Annotated in this window: 13 protein-coding genes; 10 read left to right on the top strand and 3 right to left on the bottom strand. The window is 57.2% G+C overall.

Features of this window, described 5'->3' with window-relative positions:
- Window positions 1–13 precede the first annotated feature (13 nt).
- The 10 genes from ACMHXH_RS15275 to ACMHXH_RS15320 all read left to right on the top strand — a co-directional run bounded on the left by ACMHXH_RS15275 (window position 14) and on the right by ACMHXH_RS15320 (window position 17,861).
- Window positions 14–1,963, top strand: a complete 1,950-nt coding sequence (locus ACMHXH_RS15275; RefSeq protein ID WP_039033266.1) for a transglycosylase SLT domain-containing protein — start codon at window positions 14–16, stop codon at window positions 1,961–1,963.
- 170 nt (window positions 1,964–2,133) lie between these two features.
- On the top strand, window positions 2,134–2,850 hold the full coding sequence (locus ACMHXH_RS15280) for an EAL domain-containing protein (RefSeq protein WP_039033267.1): 717 nt from the start codon (window positions 2,134–2,136) through the stop codon (window positions 2,848–2,850).
- A gap of 13 nt (window positions 2,851–2,863) precedes the next feature.
- Window positions 2,864–3,766 (top strand): AAA family ATPase, encoded by a 903-nt coding sequence (locus ACMHXH_RS15285; RefSeq protein ID WP_039033268.1) that lies wholly within the window; start codon window positions 2,864–2,866, stop codon window positions 3,764–3,766.
- Entirely contained in the window at window positions 3,654–4,754 is a 1,101-nt protein-coding gene (locus ACMHXH_RS15290; RefSeq protein ID WP_335912185.1) for a DUF58 domain-containing protein, read from the top strand. The genes ACMHXH_RS15285 and ACMHXH_RS15290 overlap by 113 nt, the downstream gene beginning before the upstream one ends.
- The gene (locus ACMHXH_RS15295) at window positions 4,751–6,814 is read left to right on the top strand and encodes a DUF3488 and DUF4129 domain-containing transglutaminase family protein (RefSeq protein WP_335912184.1); all 2,064 of its coding nucleotides are present in this window, start codon (window positions 4,751–4,753) and stop codon (window positions 6,812–6,814) included. The genes ACMHXH_RS15290 and ACMHXH_RS15295 overlap by 4 nt, the downstream gene beginning before the upstream one ends.
- Window positions 6,815–6,865: 51 nt before the next feature.
- Window positions 6,866–10,465: an exodeoxyribonuclease V subunit gamma gene (recC, locus tag ACMHXH_RS15300; protein ID WP_335912183.1), complete on the top strand. Its 3,600-nt coding sequence runs from the start codon at window positions 6,866–6,868 to the stop codon at window positions 10,463–10,465.
- Window position 10,466: 1 nt separating this feature from the next.
- The gene (gene recB, locus ACMHXH_RS15305) at window positions 10,467–14,126 is read left to right on the top strand and encodes an exodeoxyribonuclease V subunit beta (RefSeq protein ID WP_071476069.1); all 3,660 of its coding nucleotides are present in this window, start codon (window positions 10,467–10,469) and stop codon (window positions 14,124–14,126) included.
- On the top strand, window positions 14,123–16,108 hold the full coding sequence (gene recD / locus ACMHXH_RS15310; RefSeq protein ID WP_335912182.1) for an exodeoxyribonuclease V subunit alpha: 1,986 nt from the start codon (window positions 14,123–14,125) through the stop codon (window positions 16,106–16,108). Before recB ends, recD begins: the two co-directional genes overlap by 4 nt.
- A gap of 215 nt (window positions 16,109–16,323) precedes the next feature.
- The gene (locus tag ACMHXH_RS15315; protein ID WP_335908921.1) at window positions 16,324–17,334 is read left to right on the top strand and encodes a D-alanine--D-alanine ligase; all 1,011 of its coding nucleotides are present in this window, start codon (window positions 16,324–16,326) and stop codon (window positions 17,332–17,334) included.
- A gap of 134 nt (window positions 17,335–17,468) precedes the next feature.
- Window positions 17,469–17,861: a VOC family protein gene (locus ACMHXH_RS15320; RefSeq protein WP_028779281.1), complete on the top strand. Its 393-nt coding sequence runs from the start codon at window positions 17,469–17,471 to the stop codon at window positions 17,859–17,861.
- 111 nt (window positions 17,862–17,972) lie between these two features.
- Here the strand turns inward: ACMHXH_RS15320 and ACMHXH_RS15325 are convergent, their stop codons facing one another.
- From ACMHXH_RS15325 to napA, 3 genes are read right to left on the bottom strand one after another with little or no spacing between them, the layout of a single operon-like run.
- Complete coding sequence (locus ACMHXH_RS15325) at window positions 17,973–18,560, bottom strand: cytochrome c3 family protein (RefSeq protein ID WP_025009645.1); 588 nt, start codon at window positions 18,558–18,560, stop codon at window positions 17,973–17,975.
- A gap of 8 nt (window positions 18,561–18,568) precedes the next feature.
- Entirely contained in the window at window positions 18,569–19,045 is a 477-nt protein-coding gene (locus ACMHXH_RS15330) for a nitrate reductase cytochrome c-type subunit (protein WP_025888064.1), read from the bottom strand.
- A 13-nt stretch (window positions 19,046–19,058) separates the two neighbouring features.
- Window positions 19,059–21,548 (bottom strand): nitrate reductase catalytic subunit NapA, encoded by a 2,490-nt coding sequence (gene napA / locus ACMHXH_RS15335; RefSeq protein WP_335908924.1) that lies wholly within the window; start codon window positions 21,546–21,548, stop codon window positions 19,059–19,061.
- Between the last annotated feature and the right edge of the window lies 1 nt (window position 21,549).

Genomic DNA, 21,549 nt, shown 5'->3' on the forward strand with positions numbered 1-21,549 from the left:
CAAGGAGTTTTAGATGCGCAAAGCCTTGACCCGAATAGCCCTCGCCGGCAGCGTTGCCTTGAGTGCAGTGACAATATCCACCCCTTGGATACTGTTTCCCGGGATAAGCCATGCGGCCAAGGCGCCTACCTCTTTGGAACAACAACGCCAAAATTACCTAAAGGCCAGAGAGGCGCTGGATAAAGGCCAACTTGACGAGTATCGCAAGCTCAGGGCCCAACTCAAGGATTACCCGCTCAATATCTATCTGGATTTTCACGCCGAACTGGATGACATAATGGCGCTTGCAGGCCCAGAGGCACAAAAGGCAATAGACAAATTTGAGCATTCGCCCCTGCATGGCAGCGCTCGTCACAGGTATCTGCTGCGAGCCGGCGGCGACAAACGCTGGCAGGATTTTCTGGCCATTTCCCCGGAACTGCCCAGAGCCACTGAGCTGCAATGTTACTTTTACCGGGCCCAGCTTGGCCAAGGGAATAAACAGCTAGCCTGGGACGGTGCCCGTCAACTCTGGCTCTATGGTCGCTCCCGTCCCAAGGAGTGCGATCCCCTGTTCAATGCCTGGAGCAAGGCCGGGCACCGCACTCAGGAGTTGATCTGGTCGCGGATGATGCTGGCCTTTGACGCCGGACAAAGCGGTCTGCTGCAGTATCTGGGACGCAAAGTTACCCAACATCAGAATCAGGCCAAAATGCTGCAGGCGGTCTATAAAGATCCCAACCGCCTCAGGCACATGAATCAGTTTGATGGCGATGCCCCCATCTACAGTGATATCGTTTCTGCCGGACTAAAGCGCCTGGCCCGTAGAGATCTGCGTCAGGCGGTGCGTTTGTACGTCAAGTATGAAAAGGCCGGCAGATTCAGCGACTTCCAGGGGCGGCAACTGAACCGTTATCTGGTCAGGCGAGCGCTTATCGTCGAGGACGAGGGGCTGAGAGATCATATCGACACCATGCTGCCGCTGCTCAAGGCTGACGATCTGACCGAGCGCCGTTTGCGCTGGGCGATTGCCGAGCAAAATGATGCCGATATCCGCCGTTTTCTCCCCTTACTTAGCGATCAAGGCCGCAACGATGCGCGCTGGCGCTACTGGCACCTGAGGGTCAATGGCCGGGACGATGCTATGCTCGAAGCACTCAGCCAAGAGCGCAATTTTTATGGTTTCTGGGCCGCAGCCGAGTTAGGCCTAGCCCCCAACCTGGCACATGTGCCGACTCAACCCCAGGCGCAAATGCAGGCAAGACTCGCTGATGACAAGGCGCTTGCCCGGGTATCTGAACTGCTGGCACTGGATAAACTGGTCGATGCCAGAATCGAATGGAGCCAAATGCTCGCCCGCCACAACAAACAGATGCGCGCCCAGTATGGGGTCTATGCTCAGCAGCAAGGATGGGACGCGTTGGCGGTTGAAGCCAGTATTCAGGCCAAGCTCTGGAATGATATGGAGATGCGTTTTCCCTATGCTGCCGATAATTTCTTTACCCAAGCCGGTAAAGAGTTCAAGGTCAATGTCAACGAAATTCGCGCTATATCTCGCCGCGAAAGCGCCTTCTACCCCTATGCAACTTCTTCAGTGGGTGCCAGAGGTCTGATGCAATTGATGCCGGCAACCGCCAAGCAAACCGCAAAAGAGTTTAAATTGACATTCAATGGCAATCGCAGTCTGTACAACCCGGCCATCAATGTGCCGCTGGGCAGCGCCTACTACACCAAGCTGCTGGCACAGTTCGACAACAACCGGGTACTGGCCGTTGCCGCTTACAATGCCGGACCTCACAGGGTAAAGCGTTGGCTAAAGCAGAGCGACGGCAAACTGGATGTGATGAGTTTTATCGAAACCATCCCCTTCAGCGAAACCCGCGCCTATGTGCAGGCGGTGTTCACCTATCGGCAGATTTATGAGCTGCGTCAACAGCAAGCTCTGCCACAGTTCAGTGAAACAGAACTGGGCCGCCGCTATTGACGCGGCGGTGAATTGGCACTGAGTCAAATTCCCAACGCTTTGATATTAAAGAGCTTGTTCCTAGACGTATTTTTCAGCGCTCGATGCTTTAATGGGGTAAATTGACTTGTTATCTTGACACCATAATGGGAATAATTAGCATTCATTTAGCTAACTCCGTTGATAACTGCATGGATCTTTCCCCTCCGCGGCACATTGCCTGTGAATATCAGCCGCTTGTCTGTCCCCGAACTTTGGCCATTCAGGGTTATGAAGCCCTGGCCCGCTTTTACGATCACCAAGGCGCCTCCTTGGCACCTAATCTTGTATTCGACTGGCTGCATAAAGACAGCCGTGCTCTGGCAGCGGTAGAGTTGCAGGCCAAATTATTGCAACTCAGTCAAGCGCCCAAGACCCCCAGACTCAACGTCAACCTGGATCCTCACGCGCTGGACAGCGCCAATTGTCAATGCATGATGCAAGCGCTGGATAAGTATCAGCAGCAAACCGGAGGCTTAACGGTGGAGCTGATAGAAAACACCTGTGTCAACGATGCCGACAAGGCACAAACATTACTCAAAGAGCTGCACCGGCGCGGAATTACCGTAGCCCTTGATGATGTCGGCGCCCCCCATGCCATGGTATCACTGCAACTGCTGACCGCCGTAGACTGCATCAAGCTCGACCGTCACTGGCTCAGTGCCATCCAGGTACCACTCATGGCTAAGCTTCTGGAAAACTTGCTTAATTTTGCCAAGTCCTGCCAAAAAATAACTATACTCGAAGGAATCGAAACCGAGCAGCAGCTGTCTCAGGCACTGGCGTTGGATGTGGATTTGGTGCAAGGTTTCTACTTCAGACCTCAGTTCATCCAAACCGAGCCGGAACTGATTTCAGTGACCATCTAACAAGGAAGCCAATGTGTCCAGGAGCCAGATAATCCAGGTACTGCAGCAACTCGAGCAAGTTTTGATAGGCAAGCCCAGGGTAATACGGCTGGCGCTGGCCTGCATTCTGGCTCGCGGCCACCTGCTGATTGAAGATCTACCGGGTATGGGCAAAACCAGTTTGTCCCATGCACTGGCGCAAACCTTAGGCCTGAGTTATCAGCGGGTACAGTTTACCAGCGACATGCTGCCGGCGGATATTCTCGGGGTTTCCATCTTTGATAAGCAGCAATCTGAGTTTGTATTCCACCCTGGCCCTATCTTCAAACAGATGGTGCTGGCCGACGAAATCAACCGTGCCAGCCCCAAAACCCAGAGTGCCTTACTCGAGGCGATGGCAGAGCGACAGATCACAATCGATGGTATAACCCACAGACTGCCGCATCCTTTTTTCGTGGTCGCCACCCAGAACCCCACCGATCAATCAGGCACCTTTCCACTGCCGGAATCCCAGCTGGACCGCTTTATGATGCGCCTCTCCATTGGTTATCCCAGCCAGGATGCCGAGTTGGCCATGCTCAAAGGACAGGAACGCAACCAACCCCTGCCCCAGTGTTTGAGCGCGCTCGAGCTGGATCAACTGCAGCAGGAGTGCGAACAGGTGGCGGCTTCCGATGCCCTGCTTAACTATATTCTGGCACTGGTGGAAGCTTCCCGTAGCCAAAACGAAGGCTATGGCCTTTCCCCCAGAGCCACCAAGGCGCTGCTGGCGGCGGCCAAGGCCTGGGCCTGTATCCAGGGGCGTCAATATCTGGTGCCCGAAGATGTGCAAGCTGTGTTTGGCGCCGTTGCCGAGCACCGCCTGCGACATTCGAGCCAACTTCAGGGCGAGCAGTTATCGACCAGGTTACTCGGCACCATCAATCCCATTCGGTGACGGCGAGATGGCCTCTGTGACCGCCCTGTTCTCTGCCCGGCTCAACCGCTGGTTGTCACGGCGTATTCCCGCCGCCAAAGAGCAACGTTTGAGCCACAGAAGCATCTTTATTCTTCCCAGCGGCTTTGGCGTTATCTGGCTGGCGCTGGTGCTACTGCTGTTTCTGTTCGGTACCAACTATCAAAACAACCTGGTGATCGGCCTGGCCATAGTATTGGCCAGCGTGTTTCACACCTGCATCATTCACAGTTACCGCAACTTAGCGGGACTGAGACTCAGTGCCCGTAAGCCTCCGCAAGCCTACGCCGGCGACAGTCTCTCCTTCCCTGTGACCGTCAGCGCCGACAGAAACCTATTTCGTCTCGGTTTCAGCTACCCGGGAGAGCGGCAAGTCTTTGTCTCCCGTGTCGATAACCAGGAGCAGACGGCTCTGGTGCCCATGCAGCCAAGGCCCAGGGGCCTATGGCATCCAGGCAGGCTCAAGGTGGAGTCATGCTACCCTCTGGGGCTCTGCCGTGCCTGGTCTCATCTGGATCTCGACACCCGTCAATGGGTGTTTCCAACGCCCGTGGTCAGCACGCCTAAACTGGGGCGCAGTGAACACGCCCCCGGATCCCAAGACAGTGGCGAGTGGCTCAGCGGCGTCGATGAATACGCCGGGCTTAAGAGCTATGTCCCAGGCGAATCGCTCAAACAGGTGGCCTGGAAACAGTGGGCTCAGGGCCGAGGCATGCTCAGCAAGGAGTTTGCCGAGCCTCAGGGGCCGCCTTTGTGGCTGGAGCTTGATAGCAAATTAACCGGCGATGAGTTGGAACAGCGCCTGGGTGAGCTGAGCTATCAGGTCAATCAATTGGCCCATTCCGGCCAAACCTGGGGGCTTAAGTTAGCGGGCAGAACCATAGCGCCTTCTCAAGGCGAAGCTCAGCGTCAGGAGTGCCTCAAAGCCCTGGCACTCTATCCGGCCAAGGCTGAAGGTACCGGCCGATGAAAGCCGCTCGCTTGCAAACCGCGCTCAAGGAGTCCTCGGAGGAGATCATCGCCCGCCGCACCTTGCTTTGGCTGCTGTTCACCAATCTGGCAGTGCTGGCGCCGCTTGCAGGCAAAATTACCCTGGGAACCCTGGGGATCTGCGCCATCTGTTTTATCTGGCGCTTGGGGATCTATCTTGGCAAGGTCGCCAGGCCCCCCAGAGTGCTGGTGACTGTGCTGGCCATTGCTGCGGCGCTGACGCTGGCGCTGGTGAGTCGCGAACTTGGCCTGCTCAATGCCTTGGTCAACTTGTTGATCCTCGGCTATTCCCTTAAATATATCGAAATGCGCAGTCGCCGCGATGTCAAAGCCGTGGTACTGGTGGGCTACTTTCTTATCGCCCTCACCTTTATCGACCATCAGGAGATGCTCGACGCCCTGCAACTCTCGCTGGTGGCGGCGCTCAACACTTGTGTGTTGGCAAGCCTCTACCACGAACAGGCTTCGTTCAATCGCCAGATCAAGCTAACCCTGGTGCTGCTGGCACAGAGTCTGCCGCTGGCGCTGCTGCTTTTTGTGGTGCTGCCGCGTTTCAGCCCGCTTTGGATGGTACCGCAGATGAAAAGCAGTACCACAGGCCTGTCCGATGAACTTAGCTTTGGAGATATCTCGCGCCTGACCAAGTCCAACGAGCTGGCATTTCGCGCCAGTTTCAAGGGCCAGATACCGGCTCCCGAAGACAGGTATTGGCGCGCACTGGTGTTGGAAGAATATGACGGCAAACGCTGGCAGCAGTCGCGGGGAATAAAGGCGCTGCAGCAAGACAGCTTTATCATGAATCGCCGCCCCGAACCCGGCGCCCCCAAAGGGCCTTTTATCGATTACAGCATCATAGCCGAACCGAGCGGCCAGCATTGGCTGTTCGGCTTGGATCTCGCCTACAGCATGGATCCGCGCCTGGTGAATCTGCCGGACTTTCGCCTCTATGCCATAAGGCCGGTAGAACAAAGGTTGCAATACCGGGTGATGAGCTATCCGAATGCCCCCCTGGATAACCGCTTGAGAGCGCCGCTGCAACAGCTCAACCTGAATCTCCCCGATGAAATCAACCCCCGCAGCCGCAAACTTGCCGCCGATTTTGCCCGCCGTTACCCGCAAGCCGAGCAGCGCTTGACGGCCATGATGCAGTATTTCAACAGTCAGCCCTTTTTCTACACCTTGACGCCCCCGCCGGTGGGACCGCAGCAACTGGACGACTTTTTGTTTGAAAATCGCGCCGGTTTCTGCGTTCACTACGCCTCGGCATTCACCTTCATGGCCAGAGCCACCGGCTTGCCCGCCCGCATTGTCACCGGTTATCAGGGCGGCGAATACAACCCGCAGGCCGGTTACCTCAGCGTGTATCAATATATGGCCCACGCCTGGAGTGAGGTCTATCTCGAAGGCAAAGGCTGGGTACGTTACGACCCCACCGCCATGATAGCGCCCGAACGAATTGAACAAGGATTTAACTCACTTTTTACCCCGGAAGAAAGCTACCTTTCCGACCGTTCTTTTGCCGGGGTGCGGGCCAGCAACTGGTACAACAGCCTGAGACTCAGGCTCGCCAGCCTGGATTACTACTGGAGCGTCTGGGTGCTGGGTTTTGACAACGAGCGCCAGCAAGAAGTGCTCTCCAAACTGCTGGGGGAAGTGAGTATCGGCCGTCTGGCAACCTTGGTACTCGCGGTGATGGCTCTCACCTTTATCGTCATTTTGTTCACTACTGGCCTGCTGCGGCTTAAAAGAGGCCCGGACAGCATCAACCGTCACTATCTCAAGGTATGCCGCCAGGCTGCCAGGCTCGGGCTGCCAAGGCCAGCCTCCCTGGGGCCTGTGGATTACGCTGCGGCGCTGGCCGCACGCTGGCCGGCGCTGACAGAGGAGATCGAGAGCTGGACCTCACTCTATATTCAGCTCAAGTATCAAGGCGCTTCCAAGGAGTCGGCGATATATAAACGCCGCTTTATCCGTCAGTCCCGCGCTTTGTGGTTCAAACTGCTGAAACAAGATTTGCAACCCGATAAATCAAGCACCTAGAATAGAGCACCAAAGCAATAAACGGCCCAAAGCCAGGTAACCCTGCTGCCTATGTTTACTCTTATCCAGTCCAACAAGATGGAATTGCTGTCGGCCACCCTGGCAGACCGGCTTCGCGAAGGCGTGCCCGGCATGTCGCCGCTGAGCTGCGAGCAAATTCTGGTGCAAAGCCCCGGCATGTCCACCTGGCTCCGCCTGGAGCTGGCGCGCCACAATGGTGTGGCGGCGGCGCAGGAGTTTCCGCTGCCGTCCAGCTTCATCTGGCAGCTCTGTTATCTGCTGCTCGATGACGTGCCCAAGGAAAACCCCTTTACCAAGGCGGCGATGACCTGGAAACTGATGGCGCTGTTGCCCTCCCTTCTGGATAGAGACAATTTTGCACCGCTCAGACATTATCTGGGCGACGATGTTGAGCTCAAACTGTTTCAACTCAGCGGCCGTATCGCCGATATTTTCGATCAATATCTGGTATACCGTCCGGAATGGATCCTCGGCTGGGAGCAAAATGAATCCCCGCTGGAGATAGCGCCGCAGCACGCCTGGCAACCCGAACTTTGGCGCGAGTTGGTACGTTACAACAATCAGGAGTTGCAACAGAGCCATTACCACAGGGCCAATCTGCACCAGGCGCTGATCGAAACGCTGACAGGCGGCAGCGATCATGCCTTGGAAGGCCTGCCGCCCAGGTTGTTCGTGTTCGGGATCTCCTCGATGGCGCCGCAAACCCTGGATGTACTCTATGCGCTCGCCAGTCGCATCGAGGTAGTGATGCTGAGCCTCAGCCCCTGTCGTCACTACTGGGGCGATATCATAGAGCCCAGGGCGCGGGCGCGAATGGCGCTGGCTTTTGAGGGCAAGAAACAGTTGCCCGAACTCTGGGAAGACAAGCTGGAAGTGGGTAATCCCATTTTGGCCAATAATGGCCGTCTCGGCCGGGAGCTGCTGGATATGGTGCTGGAGCTGCCACCCGAGCGGCTGGAACTGGAAGAGCTGTTTCACCCAGGCAACACAAATACCCTGCTCGGCGGCATTCAAAATGACATTCTGGAGATGGAAACCTTAGGCGAGCCCCTTGGACCGGATGTCAGCAAATACCTGAATATCGCCCGGCGCAGGCCCTTGGCCGCCACCGACGACTCCATCACCCTGCGAAGCTGTCACAGCCCGCTGCGGGAAGTGGAAACCTTGCACGATCATCTGCTGCATCGCCTGCGCAGCGACCCTTCGCTTGCCGCCAAGGACATCATGGTGATGCTGCCCGATGTGGCCGCCTACGCCCCCTATATCGATGCGGTGTTTTCCGCCAAGAGCGGCGATCATTTCATCCCCTATGCGATAGCCGATCGCGGCGCGGCCCAGGAATCCCCTTTAATTGCCGGTTTTCTCAACCTGCTGGCGCTGGACAAGAGCCGCTTTGGCCTGACAGACATCATCAGTATTCTCGAAGTGCCCGCTGTGCTGGCCCGCTTCGGTATAGCCCAGGAGGAGCTGGAGCAGCTCAAGGGCTGGCTCAAGGCCGCCGGTATTCGCTGGGGCCGCGACAGTCACAACCGTGAAGAGCTGGGCTTGCCCGGGTTTGACAAACACTCCTGGGCCTTTGGGATCCGTCGCATGCTGCTGGGCTATGCCCTGGGCGATGATGCCGAGCTGTATCAGGGCGATCTGCCACTGGCCGGTATTGAAGGCCAGTCGGCGCAGGCGCTCGGCAAGCTGTTGAATTTTATCGAAGCGCTCGATGACTTCAGGGAAGAGCTCAAGCAGCAAACCCCGCCTGATGAGCGGGTGGCGCAGCTTAACGCCCTGCTCGATGCCTTTTACCTGGCCCAGGAGGACGATGCCAGGGAAGAGATCAACGACATTCGCCAGGCCATAGACAGATTCGCCGAGGAGCTGCGACTGTCGGGTTTTAGCGGGGTATTGCCGCTGACAGTGGTTTGGCAATGGTTCAACTCAACCTTGAGTGAGTCCAGGGTCGGTCAGCGTTATCTCGCCGGCAGCGTCAACTTCTGTACCCTGATGCCGATGCGCTCCATCCCCTTCCGCCAGGTGTGTTTGCTGGGGATGAACGATGGCGTCTACCCCAGGGTGCAACATCCTGTGGGATTCGATCTCACCGCCCATGAAAAGCCAAGACGCGGCGATCGCTCAAGACGCCTGGATGACAGATACCTGTTTCTCGAAGCATTGCTGTCGGCCCGGGATCAGCTCTATATCAGTTACATAGGCCACAGCGAGCGCGATAACAGTGAGCGTATTCCCTCCATGCTGGTATCGGAATTGCTGGAATACATTCAGCTGTGTTACCGCCCGGACGAGGCGCAATTTACGCCGCCCGCAGTGCCCACAGATGCCGATGAGATAGCCGCCCTTGGCGATCTGGCGGCCGATGCGCTGATGCAGCGCCTCATCATTCAGCAGCCGTTGCAACCCTTTGATGCCCGGCTCTACAGTAACAGCGAGCTGCCCGGCAGTTTTGCAACCCAGTGGTGCCCGCGGGAGATGTTTGCCGCCCAAAGCCCGGCGCCTTTTATTGAGCATCAGCTGGGCGAGGAAACCGGCCTCAAGGAGCCGGAGCTTGAACTCTCGGCGCTGATCCGCTTTTTCCGCAACCCGGCGCAGTATTTCTGCCAGCGGGTGCTGCAGCTGGACTTGAGGCTGGATATCGACAGTCAGGACAATGATGAGCCGTTTGAGCTCAGCGCCCTGCAACGCTATCAGCTGCAGCTGCTGATGATGCAGGATGCGCTGGAAGACGAACGCGGAGAGCTGGATGAAACCCTGCTCGACAAGCTCAAGGCCGAAGGTCTGCTGCCGATGGCGCCGTTTGACGATCTGCTGCTGGATCAATACCGCCGCGATATCGCCCCGGCGGTGGAGCGCACCCGTTTTCTTCGCGCCGAATTGCCCAAGCCGGATGCCGTTGAAATAGCGCTCAAGCTTGAGGTCAATGGCCGCGAGCTGTTGCTCTGTGGCCGCATCGATGACTGCTATCCCAAGGGCCTGGTCAACTTAAGGCCGGGTACCACCAAGCCCAAGGATCTGTTGAGCCTCTATATTCGCCATCTGTGCCTCAATGCCAGCGGCATTCACAGGCACAGCTATCTACTGGATGCCGGTCACTTCCACGCCATGGCGCCGCTCAAGGCCGAGTCCGCCAAGACCCTGCTGGGTCAGTTGGCCGCCTTGTTTGAGCTGGGGCAACATAGGCCGCTGCCCTTTATGGCGCAAACCTCCCTGGCGTACTTCAGCGCCGAGGTAGAGGATGGCTTAAGCGTTGACACTGAACATCAGCTGCGGCTTGTTGAGGCCGAGAGCGCCTGGTTGGATGATGCCGGGTTCGGTGACGGCCAGGATCCCCATAACGCCCGCCTGTTCCGCTTTCCGGAAGACTTTGGTTTAACCCTTGATGACAGCGCCTATGCTGGCTCGGCGACGGATTTTGGGCGCAAAGCCTGTGAAGATGAGTTAAGTGAAAATGAGTTTACCCTGAGCAACATGAGTGCGGGGTTGCCAGGCGGTTGGCAACTCAGACTCCAGCAGAGCCTGAGTTTCCCGGCGTTGGCCGAGGGGATTTTGGCGCCGCTCATCAGCCTTTACCACAAAGACAAACTGGCCGCCCTGGCCGATTTTACCCAGATGGGACAGGAATAATATGCAAGCACTGGAGCCATTGAGTTTACCGTTGAGCGGCCGGCGCCTGATTGAGGCCAGTGCAGGAACCGGCAAGACCTACACCATTTCCGGCCTCTATCTGCGCTTATTGCTGGGTGATTTTGAGCGCCCGGGCCTTAGCTGTGAGCAGATCCTGGTGGTCACCTTTACCAACGCCGCCACCGAAGAGCTACGCGACAGAATACGCAAAAGGATCCGCAGCTGTTATCAGCGCTTTATCGGCCTAAGCGTCAAAGACGATTTTATCGAGCAGCTTTATCAGCTCTGCCCGCCAACGCAGCGCGCAACCGCCCTCAAGCAGCTGGATCTGGCGCTCAAGAGTCTGGATGAAGCCGCCATTTTTACCATTCACGGCTTTTGCCAGCGGATCCTCTCGGATATGGCCTTTGAGTCGGCGCTGCTGTTCGAGTCGGAATTTACCCTGGATGACAGCGAATATCTGCGCCAGAGTGTGCGCGATTTTTGGCGCCATGTCTGTTATCGGCTGCCGACAGCCCTGGCGACCGCGATAGCCGCCCATTACGCCACTCCGGATGCGCTGGGGCGCGAATTGAGACCGCTGCTCGGCGCCAGCCAAGCGAGCGCCAACCGCGACCCGGGTGAGTTCGATCAATATGCCGAGCAGTTGCAGACTCAGCTCGCAAGGCTGCGACTGAGCTGGCCAAGAGAAAGGGACGCCATCGAGGCCCTGCTCCACAGCCTGCCGCTCAACGGCACCAGCTATGGCAAGCAAGCCGATGGCTACCCCAAACTCACGGCCATGCTGGAGCAGATGGACAACTGGGCCAAGTATCATCAGGGACTGCCGACACCCAAGCTGCTGGACAGCCTGGCTCTCGGGTCACTGAAACTGAGAAAAGGCGGCGAAATCCCCACAGCGCAACAGGCGCCGCTGCTGGCGCAGATAGAAGCGCTCAGAGACAGTGTAGACTCGCTTATTCCGGCATTCCTCTATCAGGCAAGAGCCCAGATAGCCGAGCGTTTTGCCGAGCTCAAGGCCGAGCGCAACCTGCTGAGCCCGGACGATCTGCTGCTGACCCTGGCCAAGGCCATAGGCGGCCTGACCCAGACGGCGCCGGATAGCGGCCTTGCCATCGGCGAGCAGCTCAAGCAGGAGATAGGCAAACGCTTCCCGGTGGCGCTTATCGACGAATTTCAGGATACGGATCCGCTGCAGTTTGCAATTTTCTCCGGCATCTACCCGGCGCAATTGCCACAGCAGGATGCGGATGCCGGCGCCGAGCCTGAACCCAAGCCTGAGCCTGAGGCAAGTCGCACTCTGTTGATGATAGGCGATCCCAAGCAGGCGATTTACGCCTTTCGCGGCGCCGATATTTATACCTATATTGAGGCCAGGCGCAATACCGCCGATCACTATAATCTGGACACCAACTACCGCTCGGCCAGCAACATGATTGCAGCGGTCAACCGCCTGTTTGCCAACCACAGCGACCCTTTTATCAGTGACGCCATCCCGTTCGAGCCGGTCAAGGCCAAGGACGCCGGCAGCAAACAGCTGCTCGCGCCCGGCACAGACTCGGCGGCGCTGCAGCTCAGGCTGCTCAAGGAAGATCCGGACAAGGGCCTCAACAAGACCCAGGCCCGTAAACTGCTGGCCGAAGATGCCGCCGCCGAAATCGTGCGCCTGCTCAATGCCGCCAACCGCGGCGAGTGTCGCCTCAGTGGCAATGAGCAGCCGCTGCGCGCCCGGGATATCGCCATTTTGGTGCGCGACAGAAACGAAGCCGCCGTCATGCAACAAGCGCTCAATAGTCGCCAGATCGGCGCCGTGTTCCTCAGCCGCGACTCGGTAATGGTCACGGAGGAAGCGCGGGAAATCGCCCTCATCCTCAAGGCGCTCGCCAGCCCCAGGGATGAACGGGCGATTCGCTCGGCACTGGCCTGCCGCTTGCTGGGCTTCAGCGCCAATAAGATCCATGAGTTCAACCAATCTGAGACACTGCGCGCCGAAGTGCTCGATACCTTCATGTCGCTGCATGAGCTCTGGAGCCGCCGCGGCATCATGCCGGCGCTGCTCAATCTCGCGGATCACTGGCAGCTGCTGGAGCGGCTTGGCCGAGAGGCCAACGCCGAGCGGCGTCTCACCGATTTTCGCCATCTGGCGGAACTGCTGCAGCAAAAATCCACCGAGCTCGAAGGCATGAGCGCCCTGGTCAACTGGTTTGAGCAGGAACTGCTCTCCGGCCAGAGCCGTGAAGAGCAGCAACTGAGGCTCGCCAGCGAGCAAAACCTGGTGCAGATAGTCACCATCCACAAGAGTAAGGGGCTGGAATATCCTGTGTGCTTCATCCCCTTTGTCAGCCTGGCCCGCGACGGCAGTCGCCGCCCCTCGCCCATGCTGTACCACAAGGACAATCAATTAGTCTGGGATCTGGACGCCAGTGACGAAGGCTGGGAAGCCTGTAAACGCGAGACGCTAGCCGAAGATCTGCGCCTCTTGTATGTGGCGCTGACCCGGCCCGTATATCGCTGTTATCTGGGGCTGGCCAATCACTGCCGCATGAACAAGACGGGCATCAACAGCTTTTTGAAAGATACCGCCATAGGCTATCTGCTCGGCATTGAAGACAAGGACTGTGACGGCGATAGGTTGCAAAGCGCCGCCGCATCCCTTGCTTGCGAGGCCATCTCCTTGACCGAGATAGGCGATGCAGATCCAAGTCACCTTCAAGGCACTGAAAACCACTCCCAAAGCCCACTTTGTGCCCAGGTGCCGGCGGCGCGTCAAGGCGCGCCCTGGCGGGTCGGCAGCTATTCCGGCCTGGTCAAACATCTGCCCCACGAGCGGGTATTGCCGGGCGCCGGTGATGAGGAGTTTGAAATCGAGCTGGCCTCTGTCTATGAGCCGCAGGATGTCTTGCAGGCCAACCGCTTCAGCTTCGAGCGCGGCGCCAATGCCGGTTCTTTTATGCACCTGGTACTGGAGAAAATCGACTTTACCCAGGCCGAGGAGGAACTCTTGCTGCATCTGCCCCAGGCGATGCAGCAGTACGGCATCGACAGCGATTGGCAAGATGTGCTTTATGACTGGTATCGGGATCTGCTTAACGCCGAAATCGCTCTGCCTCAGGGGCAGAGTCTGCGCCTGGGCGACCTCAGCAAGCGCCAAAAGCTGGTGGAGATGGAGTTTTATCTGCCCCTTGGCGGCGATACCCAGCTTATCGATACCGAGCTCAGCCGCTTGCTGGCCAAGCACGGTTATGGCGGTGAACTGCGCTTCGATGCCTTCAAGGGCATGCTCAAGGGGTTTATCGATCTCACCTTTGAATATCAGGGCCGTTTCTACATTGCCGATTATAAATCCAACCATTTGGGGGACGATTTCAGCGATTACCGCCAGGACAAGATGGCCGCCGCCATCAGCGAGCACAGATACGATCTGCAGTACCTGCTCTACAGCCTGGCGCTGCACAGATATCTGAGCCTCAAACTGCCGGACTATTGTTATCAAAGCCATTTCGGCGGCTGCTGTTATCTGTTTTTACGGGGCATGTCCGCGGCCCATCCCGGCGCCGGGGTGTTTGTGGACAGACCGGATGAAGCGGTGATCCTGGCCCTGGATGCCTTACTCAAGGGCGAGTCGCCCTCGAGCGCCCCTCAGTTGGAGTTGAGTCTATGACAGATAGCCCATCAATACTGCACAGCAGCCAAGCTGTTACTGCGCTGCTCAAGCAATGGGAAGAACAGCGGCTGCTGACGGCGCTCGACCGCCACTTTGCGCTGCAGATGGCCGCCATTCACCAGGAGCCATCGCCGCTATTTCTGCTGCTGTGCGCCCTGCTGAGCCGCCAGTTATCATCGCAGCACGCCTGCCTGCCACTGGGGAGCATAGCGTTTGATAATCCGCTGGCAGAGCCCTACCCCAGTGTGCGCCTCAATACCGACCCGGCAAGCCTTGAGCTGGCGGTGGCCAATTTTGCCGCCGTCGGCGCCCCGGGTGAAGACAAACCCTTGATCCTCGACGCTGGCCGCCTCTACCTCAAACGTTATTATGATTTTGAGTGCCGGGTCGCCCGGCGCCTCACCGCCATGGCCGCCACTGAATACCCCGCCACCGACGAAGTGCGACGCGCGCTCGATTGCCTGTTTTTGCCGCCCGCCAGCCATACTGGCCAAGCGACTAATGAGGCAGCTCAAACTGATAGTGAAACTCAAACTGATAATGAAAATTCCGGCAAACGCGATTGGCAAAAAGTCGCCACCGCCACCGCCTATTGTCGCCAGTTGGCGGTGATCACCGGCGGCCCGGGCACAGGCAAGACCACCACAGTCACCAAGCTACTGATGCTCCTGTGTCTCGGCAGTGAAATGAACATACGTCTGGTGGCCCCCACGGGTAAGGCGGCGGCGCGCCTGACCGAATCGATAAAGGCCTCCAAACAGCGCCTGGCAAAAGAGCTTATGCCCTTTGCCGCCGAGCTTGACCTTGGCGCCATAGACAAGATCCCCGAAGAAGCCGCCACTGTGCATCGCCTGCTGGGGGTGATCCCCGGCTCGCACAAATTCCGTCATCACCAAGACAACCCGCTGCATCTGGATCTGCTGATTGTCGATGAAGCCTCCATGGTGGACTTGCCTATGATGGACCGGCTGCTCGATGCCCTGCCCGCCAATGCCAGATTGATACTGCTCGGGGATCAGGATCAACTGGCCTCGGTGGAAGCCGGCGCCGTGCTCGCCGATATCTGCGCCGGTCTGCGCCACCAGCAGGACTGGCGCATGCGTTACAGCGCCGAGTTTGCCGCAACACTGACAAGGCTCACCGGCTTTGACCTCAGCGATTGCGTCAATCTCGCCCCCGGCATAGGCAATAATCTTTGTATGCTGCGTCACAGCCACAGATTCCGCGGCGATGCCGGCATAGGCGTGCTGGCCAAGGCGGTCAACCTCAGTGATGGCGCCGCGATAACTGAGGCCTGGAATGGCGGTTATCAGGAGCTTGAGTGGCTGGAAATCGGTAAACAGCAGCAAGGGCTGGCTCAGCTTCTCAGCCAGGCCTGTGAGCACTACCGCGACTATTTGGAAGTGGTGCACAGGCCGGACATCAGCGCCGAGGAGATCATCGCCCGTTACAACCGCTTTCGACTGCTGTGCGCCACCCGTGGCGGCGATTTCGGTGTCGAGGGGATCAATCGGCAACTGACGCAAGTGCTGAAACAGGCCGGACTGATCGCCCCGCAGCAGGAGTTTTATCCGGGCCGACCGCTGATCATCCAAAGCAACGATTACAACCTGGGGCTGTTTAACGGCGATATCGGCGTTATTCTGCCCGACCGAGACAGCAACAGGCTGCTGGCGCACTTTATTCAGGCCGACGGCAGTGTGCTCAAGGTGTTGCCGGCGCGTCTTCCCGGCCACGAGACCTGTTTTGCCATGACAGTGCACAAGTCCCAGGGCAGTGAATTTGATTCTGTGGCCTTGGTGTTGCCGCCGAGCCCGAGCCCGGCGCAGCTGCAACTGCTCACCAAGGAGCTGATCTACACCGCCATTACCCGCGCCAAGCAGCATTTTTGCTGCCTGGGCAACAGCTCAGTGTTTGATGGCGCCTGTCGTCGCCTCACTCGCCGGGCTTCAGGGCTGGCCGATAGGCTATGGCAGTGATTGTGGCAGAGATTATGGCTATGGCGGCTTTGGCCGCGACTGGCTGGGACGATAGCGAGAACAGCAACCGGGCCAGATGCCATACGGCCCGCTTCGCTCTGGCGGCAAAATAACCAGATGAGAGCCTGCGTCAGCTGCCGTTATACTCAAGGCCTGTCTAAGCAGGCATAATATCGGCCAAGGTTATTTATCAGGCCGCTCAGTCAGGAGAATTCATGAGCAAAACCCATATCTTGTTACTCTGTGGCGGCGGGGCCGCCGAGCACAGTATCTCTTTGATGTCGGCTGACTATATCGAAAGCTGCCTGGCAAATATTCCCGACATGGAAGTGCTCAGGTTGGAGCTGGACGCCGCCGGCCACTACCACACCAAGCAGGGCCAGATTTGCGAGCTGACCAATCGCCGTGAAGTGCGCTTCGATGAGGCCGAGCCCAGCTGGCCGGTGGACTATGTGATCCCCTGTATTCACGGCTATCCGGGCGAGACCGGCGATATTCAGTCCTATTTCAATCTGATCAACCTGCCCTATTTCGGCTGCGGTTCTGAACCCAGCAGCAACTGCTTCAACAAGGTCACGGCCAAGATGTGGTTCAGTGCGCTCGGCATCCCCAATACCCCTTATCTGTTTCTCAGTGAAGCCGGTGAAGCGGCCAACAGCCGCTGCCGTGAGGCCTTGAATGAATGGGGCTCACTGTTTATCAAGGCAGCATCCCAGGGGTCATCCGTCGGCTGCTACCGGGTAGACAACGGCGATGATATCCCTTCTGTGCTGGAGCAGGCCTTCAGTTACTCCCCCTACGTGGTGGTGGAAAAGACCATCAAAGCCAGGGAGCTGGAAGTGGCCGTATATGAATACCAGGGTGAAGTGATTGCCACAGTGCCGGGTGAAATCATCTGTGCCAACAACACCTTCTACAGCTTCGATGAGAAGTATGATGCCAAGAGCAAGGCGGTGACCAAGGTCGAGGCCGAATTGAGCCAAGCGCAAATCGATACCATACGCGATTATGCCATTCGCGCCTTTAAGGGCATGAAGCTGTCCCACCTGTCGCGTATCGACTTCTTCCTTACCGATGAAGGCGAGATACTGCTCAATGAGATCAATACCTTCCCGGGCATGACACCCATCTCCATGTTCCCCAAGATGCTCAGCAACAATGGCCATGATGTCAGCGAGTGGCTGGTGAGTAACATAAGACGCCAGCTGAGCGTTCCGCTCAAGTAAAGCATCCGTCCTGAGCCAAGCACCAACCGGACCGAAGCACCAACCGGACTGAAGCAAAACCACACCCGCCACTCGCGCGGGTGTTCTTTATCCTGCTAAGCTGAAAAAAGGTGTGAAGGCATGCAGGAGAACTTATGTTCAGTGCGATAGATATAGATCATCTGGTGTTGATCTGCAGCAGTCTCGAAACCAGCCAAGCATTCTATACCCAAGTGCTGGGGGCTCGTTTCGAGCGGCGGCTCGACTCCCCTAGCCTGCTGCAACTGAGATTCGGCAACGCCCTTATCGATCTGGTGCCAAGAAGCGATCAACCTTTAGGCCTCAATATGGCGCACTTCTGCCTTAATATTGCCGCCAAGGATGAAGCCTCAGTGCTGCAACACCTGGAGCAACACGGTGTGCACCATGAAGGCTTTTCGGAAAAATATGGCGCCCGGGGATACAGCCGCTCTATCTATATTTACGATCCCGACGGCAATCAAGTGGAGCTTAAACTCCTGAGTCGGCAACAGGAAAACTGCCAATAAGGCGTTGCTTAATCGTGGATTTTTACTGGTGATTTAACAGATAAAAAGCGCGCCGGGAAAGTTCGGCGCGCTTTTTTCATGAAGCAATAGGCTATGCCCAGAGCTTTGGGCTCAGAAGCCTTCCACTCCCTGCATATCCGGCAGGTGGTGGGCTATCCCCTTGTGGCAGTCGATACAGGTCTTCTCACCGCTTGCCAGCGAGGTGGAGTGCATATTGGCCGCCCGCTGTGACTGACGGGTGAAGTCCATATACTGGAAGTTATGGCAGTTTCGACACTCCAGCGAGTCGTTGGCCTTGAGTCTGGCCCACTCATGCTCGGCCAGTTCGCGCCGCTTGGACTCGAACTTCTCCCGGGTATTGATGGTGCCGAACACCTTGCCCCACACCTCCTTGGAAGCCTGCATCTTACGGGCTATCTTGTCGGTCCAATTATGGGGAACGTGGCAGTCCGGACAGGTCGCCCGCACCCCGCTGCGGTTAGTGAAATGTATGGTGGTCTTCAGCTCCTGATAGACGTTGTTTTCCATCTCGTGGCAACCGATACAAAAAGCCTCCTGGTTGGTGGCTTCCAGGGCAGTGTTGAAACCACCCCAGAAGATGATCCCGGCGACAAAGCCTCCCAGGGTCAGAAAACCCAGACTGAAGTGAACACTGGGCCGGTTCAGCACCCGCCATATCTGTTTCAGTTTCTCAAACATAGCGACTCCTAATGGCTGGATGGGTTCTCAGCCCCGGACTTGAGCAAGTGATCCATATCGACAAAGTCATTCTCCACCATCAATCTGGCGTCCAGTTGCGGCACATGGCACTGGGTACAGAAATATCGTCTGGGTGACAGCTCGGCCAGGAAGTTGTTGTCTCTGTCCATATAGTGAGTCACGCTCACCATAGGTGCCTGCGATTCGCCGGTGCGACTGCGGGCATGACAGGACATGCACTTGTTGACCTTAAGATCCAGCTGGTAGCCGTCTATCTTGTGCGGTATGACCGGCGGCTGCATCGGGTAGTTACGGGTCTGTTTGATATCCGTATTTCTCACCTTCTGCATCACAGGCGGTGTCGGCTGGCTATTGAGCGGCGCCTGACGCAAAGTCGCCACCTTATCTTCGGGAATGCCGGCAGCATTGACAGACAGCGCGGTCATCAGTGCAGCAAAGGCCAACAGGGTATGATTCGATTTCATCTTCTTATCCTCCTCAGGCCTTCATCACTTTCACGGCACACTTCTTGAAATCAGTCTGCTTGGACAGCGGATCCGTGGCATCCAGAGTCACCTTGTTGATCAACTGACTGGCGTCGAACCAGGGCACAAACACCAAACCCACCGGCGGCTTGTTGCGGCCGCGGGTTTCCACCCGGGTCAGTATCTCGCCGCGGCGGGACACCACCTTGACCTCATCACCTCGGCGCAGGCCGCGTTTCTTGGCATCATCCGGGTGCATAAAGCACACGGCATCCGGGAAGGCGCGATAGAGCTCGGGTACCCTCTGGGTCATGGAGCCTGAGTGCCAATGTTCCAGCACCCGCCCGGTGGAGAGCCAAAGATCATACTCGGCATCCGGGGATTCTGCCGCCGGCTCGTATGGCAGCGCGAAGATAACTGCCTTGCCGTCTTTTTTGCCGTAAAACTCAAAGCCTTTGCCGGGTTTAACGTAAGGATCCGAGCCCTCACGGTAGCGCCAGAGGGTTTCTTTGCCGTCAACCACAGGCCAGCGCAAACCATGGGCCTGGTGGTACATTTCAAAGGGAGCCAAGTCATGACCATGACCACGGCCAAAGGTGGCGTATTCTTCAAAAAGCCCTTTTTGCACATAGAAACCAAAGTGCTTGGCTTCGTCGTTCAGATACTTGTTATCGCTTTCACTGAGAGGGAACTTGTCAACATTGCCGTTCTGATACAGCACTTCATACAAGGTCTTGCCCTTGTATTCGGGATTGGCCGCCAATACAGCCTCGGACCAGACTTCGTCTGTGGTAAAGCGCTTGGAGAACTCCAGCAACTGCCAGAGATCCGAGCGCGACTGTCCGGGCGCTGTCACCAACTGGTGCCAGAACTGGGTGCGGCGCTCGGCGTTACCATAGGCGCCCTCTTTCTCCACCCACATGGCAGTGGGCAAAATGAGATCCGCGGCCTGGGTGGTAACCGTTGGGTAAGCATCGGACACCACAATAAAGTTTTCCGGGTTACGGTATCCGGGCAAGCCCTCTTCGTTGATATTGGGGCCGGCCTGCATATTGTTGTTTACCTGCACCCAGTAGCAGTTGAGATCGCCATCTTTCAGGCGCCGGTTTTGCTCTACCGCGTGGTAGCCTGGCTTGGGCGGAATGATCCCGGAAGGGATTTTCCAGATGGTCTCGGCAATCTTGCGGTGCTCTGGATTATTCACCACCAGATCCGCCGGCAAGCGATGGGAGAAGGTGCCCACTTCCCGCGCAGTACCGCAGGCTGAAGGTTGACCTGTGAGTGAAAACGGACTGTTGCCCGGGGTGGCTATTTTGCCGGTCAGCAAATGGATATTGTAGATAAGGTTGTTACACCAAACCCCGCGGGTATGCTGGTTAAAGCCCATGGTCCAGAAGGAGGTCACCTTCACCTCGGGATCGGCGTAGAGTTTCGCCAGCTCCAGCAATTTATGTTCGGGTACGCCCGAGAGCTTGCTGACCTTTTCCAGGCTGTAATCGGCGACAAACGCCTTGAACTGATCAAAGTCCATCGGGGTCGATTCACCGGCGGTGGCCACGTTTTTGGCTTTTTGCTGCAACGGATGTGAGGGCCGCAGGCCATAGCCGATATCGGTTGTACCTCTGCGGAAGTTCACATGCTTGTTGACGAAGTCCCAATTAACCTTGTCATTACTGATGATGTAGTTGGCGACATAGTTGAGTATGGCCAGATCGGTTTGCGGCGTGAAGACAATCGGCAAGTCGGCCAAATCAAAGCTTCTGTGCTCGAAGGTGGACATCACAGAGACTTTTACATGGGGCGCGCTGAGGCGTCTGTCTGTGACCCGGCTCCAGAGGATTGGGTGCATCTCGGCCATGTTGGAGCCCCAAAGCACAAAGGCGTCGGCAGCTTCAATATCGTTGTAGCAACCCATAGGCTCGTCCATGCCAAAGGTACGCATAAAGCCGCCCACGGCCGAGGCCATACAGTGACGGGCGTTGGGATCGATATTGTTGGAACCGAAACCCGCCTTCATCAGCTTGGAAGCGGCATAACCTTCCCAAACCGTCCACTGACCTGAACCAAACATGCCCACCGCCGTCGGCCCTTTGGTCTTGATGGTGTGCTTCCACTTCTCGGCCATAATGTCAAAGGCCTGATCCCAACTGATAGGGGTAAATTCACCATGCTTGTCGTATTTGCCGTCTGTCATCCGCAGCATGGGAGTCTGCAGCCGGTCATGGCCATACATGATCTTCGACAGGAAGTAGCCTTTAATGCAGTTGAGGCCGCGGTTGACCTCACTGTTGGCATCGCCATGGGTCGCCACAACCCGGCCTTCGCGGGTGGCTACCATCACAGAGCAGCCAGTACCGCAAAAGCGGCACGGCGCCTTGTTCCAATTTAACTGGGTGTGCTCTGAACTGGTGATCAGGTTGCTGGCTGTGGCAGGTAAAGCCAATCCGGCGACCCCGGCTGCCGCCATGGCGGCATTGGCCTTCATGAATTCGCGTCTGTTCATT

The sequence above is a fragment of the Shewanella sp. BJSY2023SW001 genome (genome assembly GCF_047314685.1).
GTDB classification, from domain to species: Bacteria; Pseudomonadota; Gammaproteobacteria; order Enterobacterales; family Shewanellaceae; genus Shewanella; species Shewanella indica.

What these genes read in the sequence shown, in the direction of transcription:
- ACMHXH_RS15275 (WP_039033266.1), top strand. Translation starts at nt 14, where the DNA reads ATGCGCAAAGCCTTGACCCGAATAGCCCTCGCCGGCAGCGTTGCCTTG.
- ACMHXH_RS15290 (WP_335912185.1), top strand. Translation starts at nt 3,654, where the DNA reads ATGTGCAAGCTGTGTTTGGCGCCGTTGCCGAGCACCGCCTGCGACATT.
- ACMHXH_RS15315 (WP_335908921.1), top strand. Translation starts at nt 16,324, where the DNA reads ATGAGCAAAACCCATATCTTGTTACTCTGTGGCGGCGGGGCCGCCGAG.
- ACMHXH_RS15330 (WP_025888064.1), bottom strand. Translation starts at nt 19,045, where the DNA reads ATGAAATCGAATCATACCCTGTTGGCCTTTGCTGCACTGATGACCGCG.
- recD (WP_335912182.1), top strand. Translation starts at nt 14,123, where the DNA reads ATGACAGATAGCCCATCAATACTGCACAGCAGCCAAGCTGTTACTGCG.
- napA (WP_335908924.1), bottom strand. Translation starts at nt 21,548, where the DNA reads ATGAACAGACGCGAATTCATGAAGGCCAATGCCGCCATGGCGGCAGCC.
- ACMHXH_RS15320 (WP_028779281.1), top strand. Translation starts at nt 17,469, where the DNA reads ATGTTCAGTGCGATAGATATAGATCATCTGGTGTTGATCTGCAGCAGT.
- ACMHXH_RS15325 (WP_025009645.1), bottom strand. Translation starts at nt 18,560, where the DNA reads ATGTTTGAGAAACTGAAACAGATATGGCGGGTGCTGAACCGGCCCAGT.
- recB (WP_071476069.1), top strand. Translation starts at nt 10,467, where the DNA reads ATGCAAGCACTGGAGCCATTGAGTTTACCGTTGAGCGGCCGGCGCCTG.
- ACMHXH_RS15280 (WP_039033267.1), top strand. Translation starts at nt 2,134, where the DNA reads ATGGATCTTTCCCCTCCGCGGCACATTGCCTGTGAATATCAGCCGCTT.
- recC (WP_335912183.1), top strand. Translation starts at nt 6,866, where the DNA reads ATGTTTACTCTTATCCAGTCCAACAAGATGGAATTGCTGTCGGCCACC.
- ACMHXH_RS15295 (WP_335912184.1), top strand. Translation starts at nt 4,751, where the DNA reads ATGAAAGCCGCTCGCTTGCAAACCGCGCTCAAGGAGTCCTCGGAGGAG.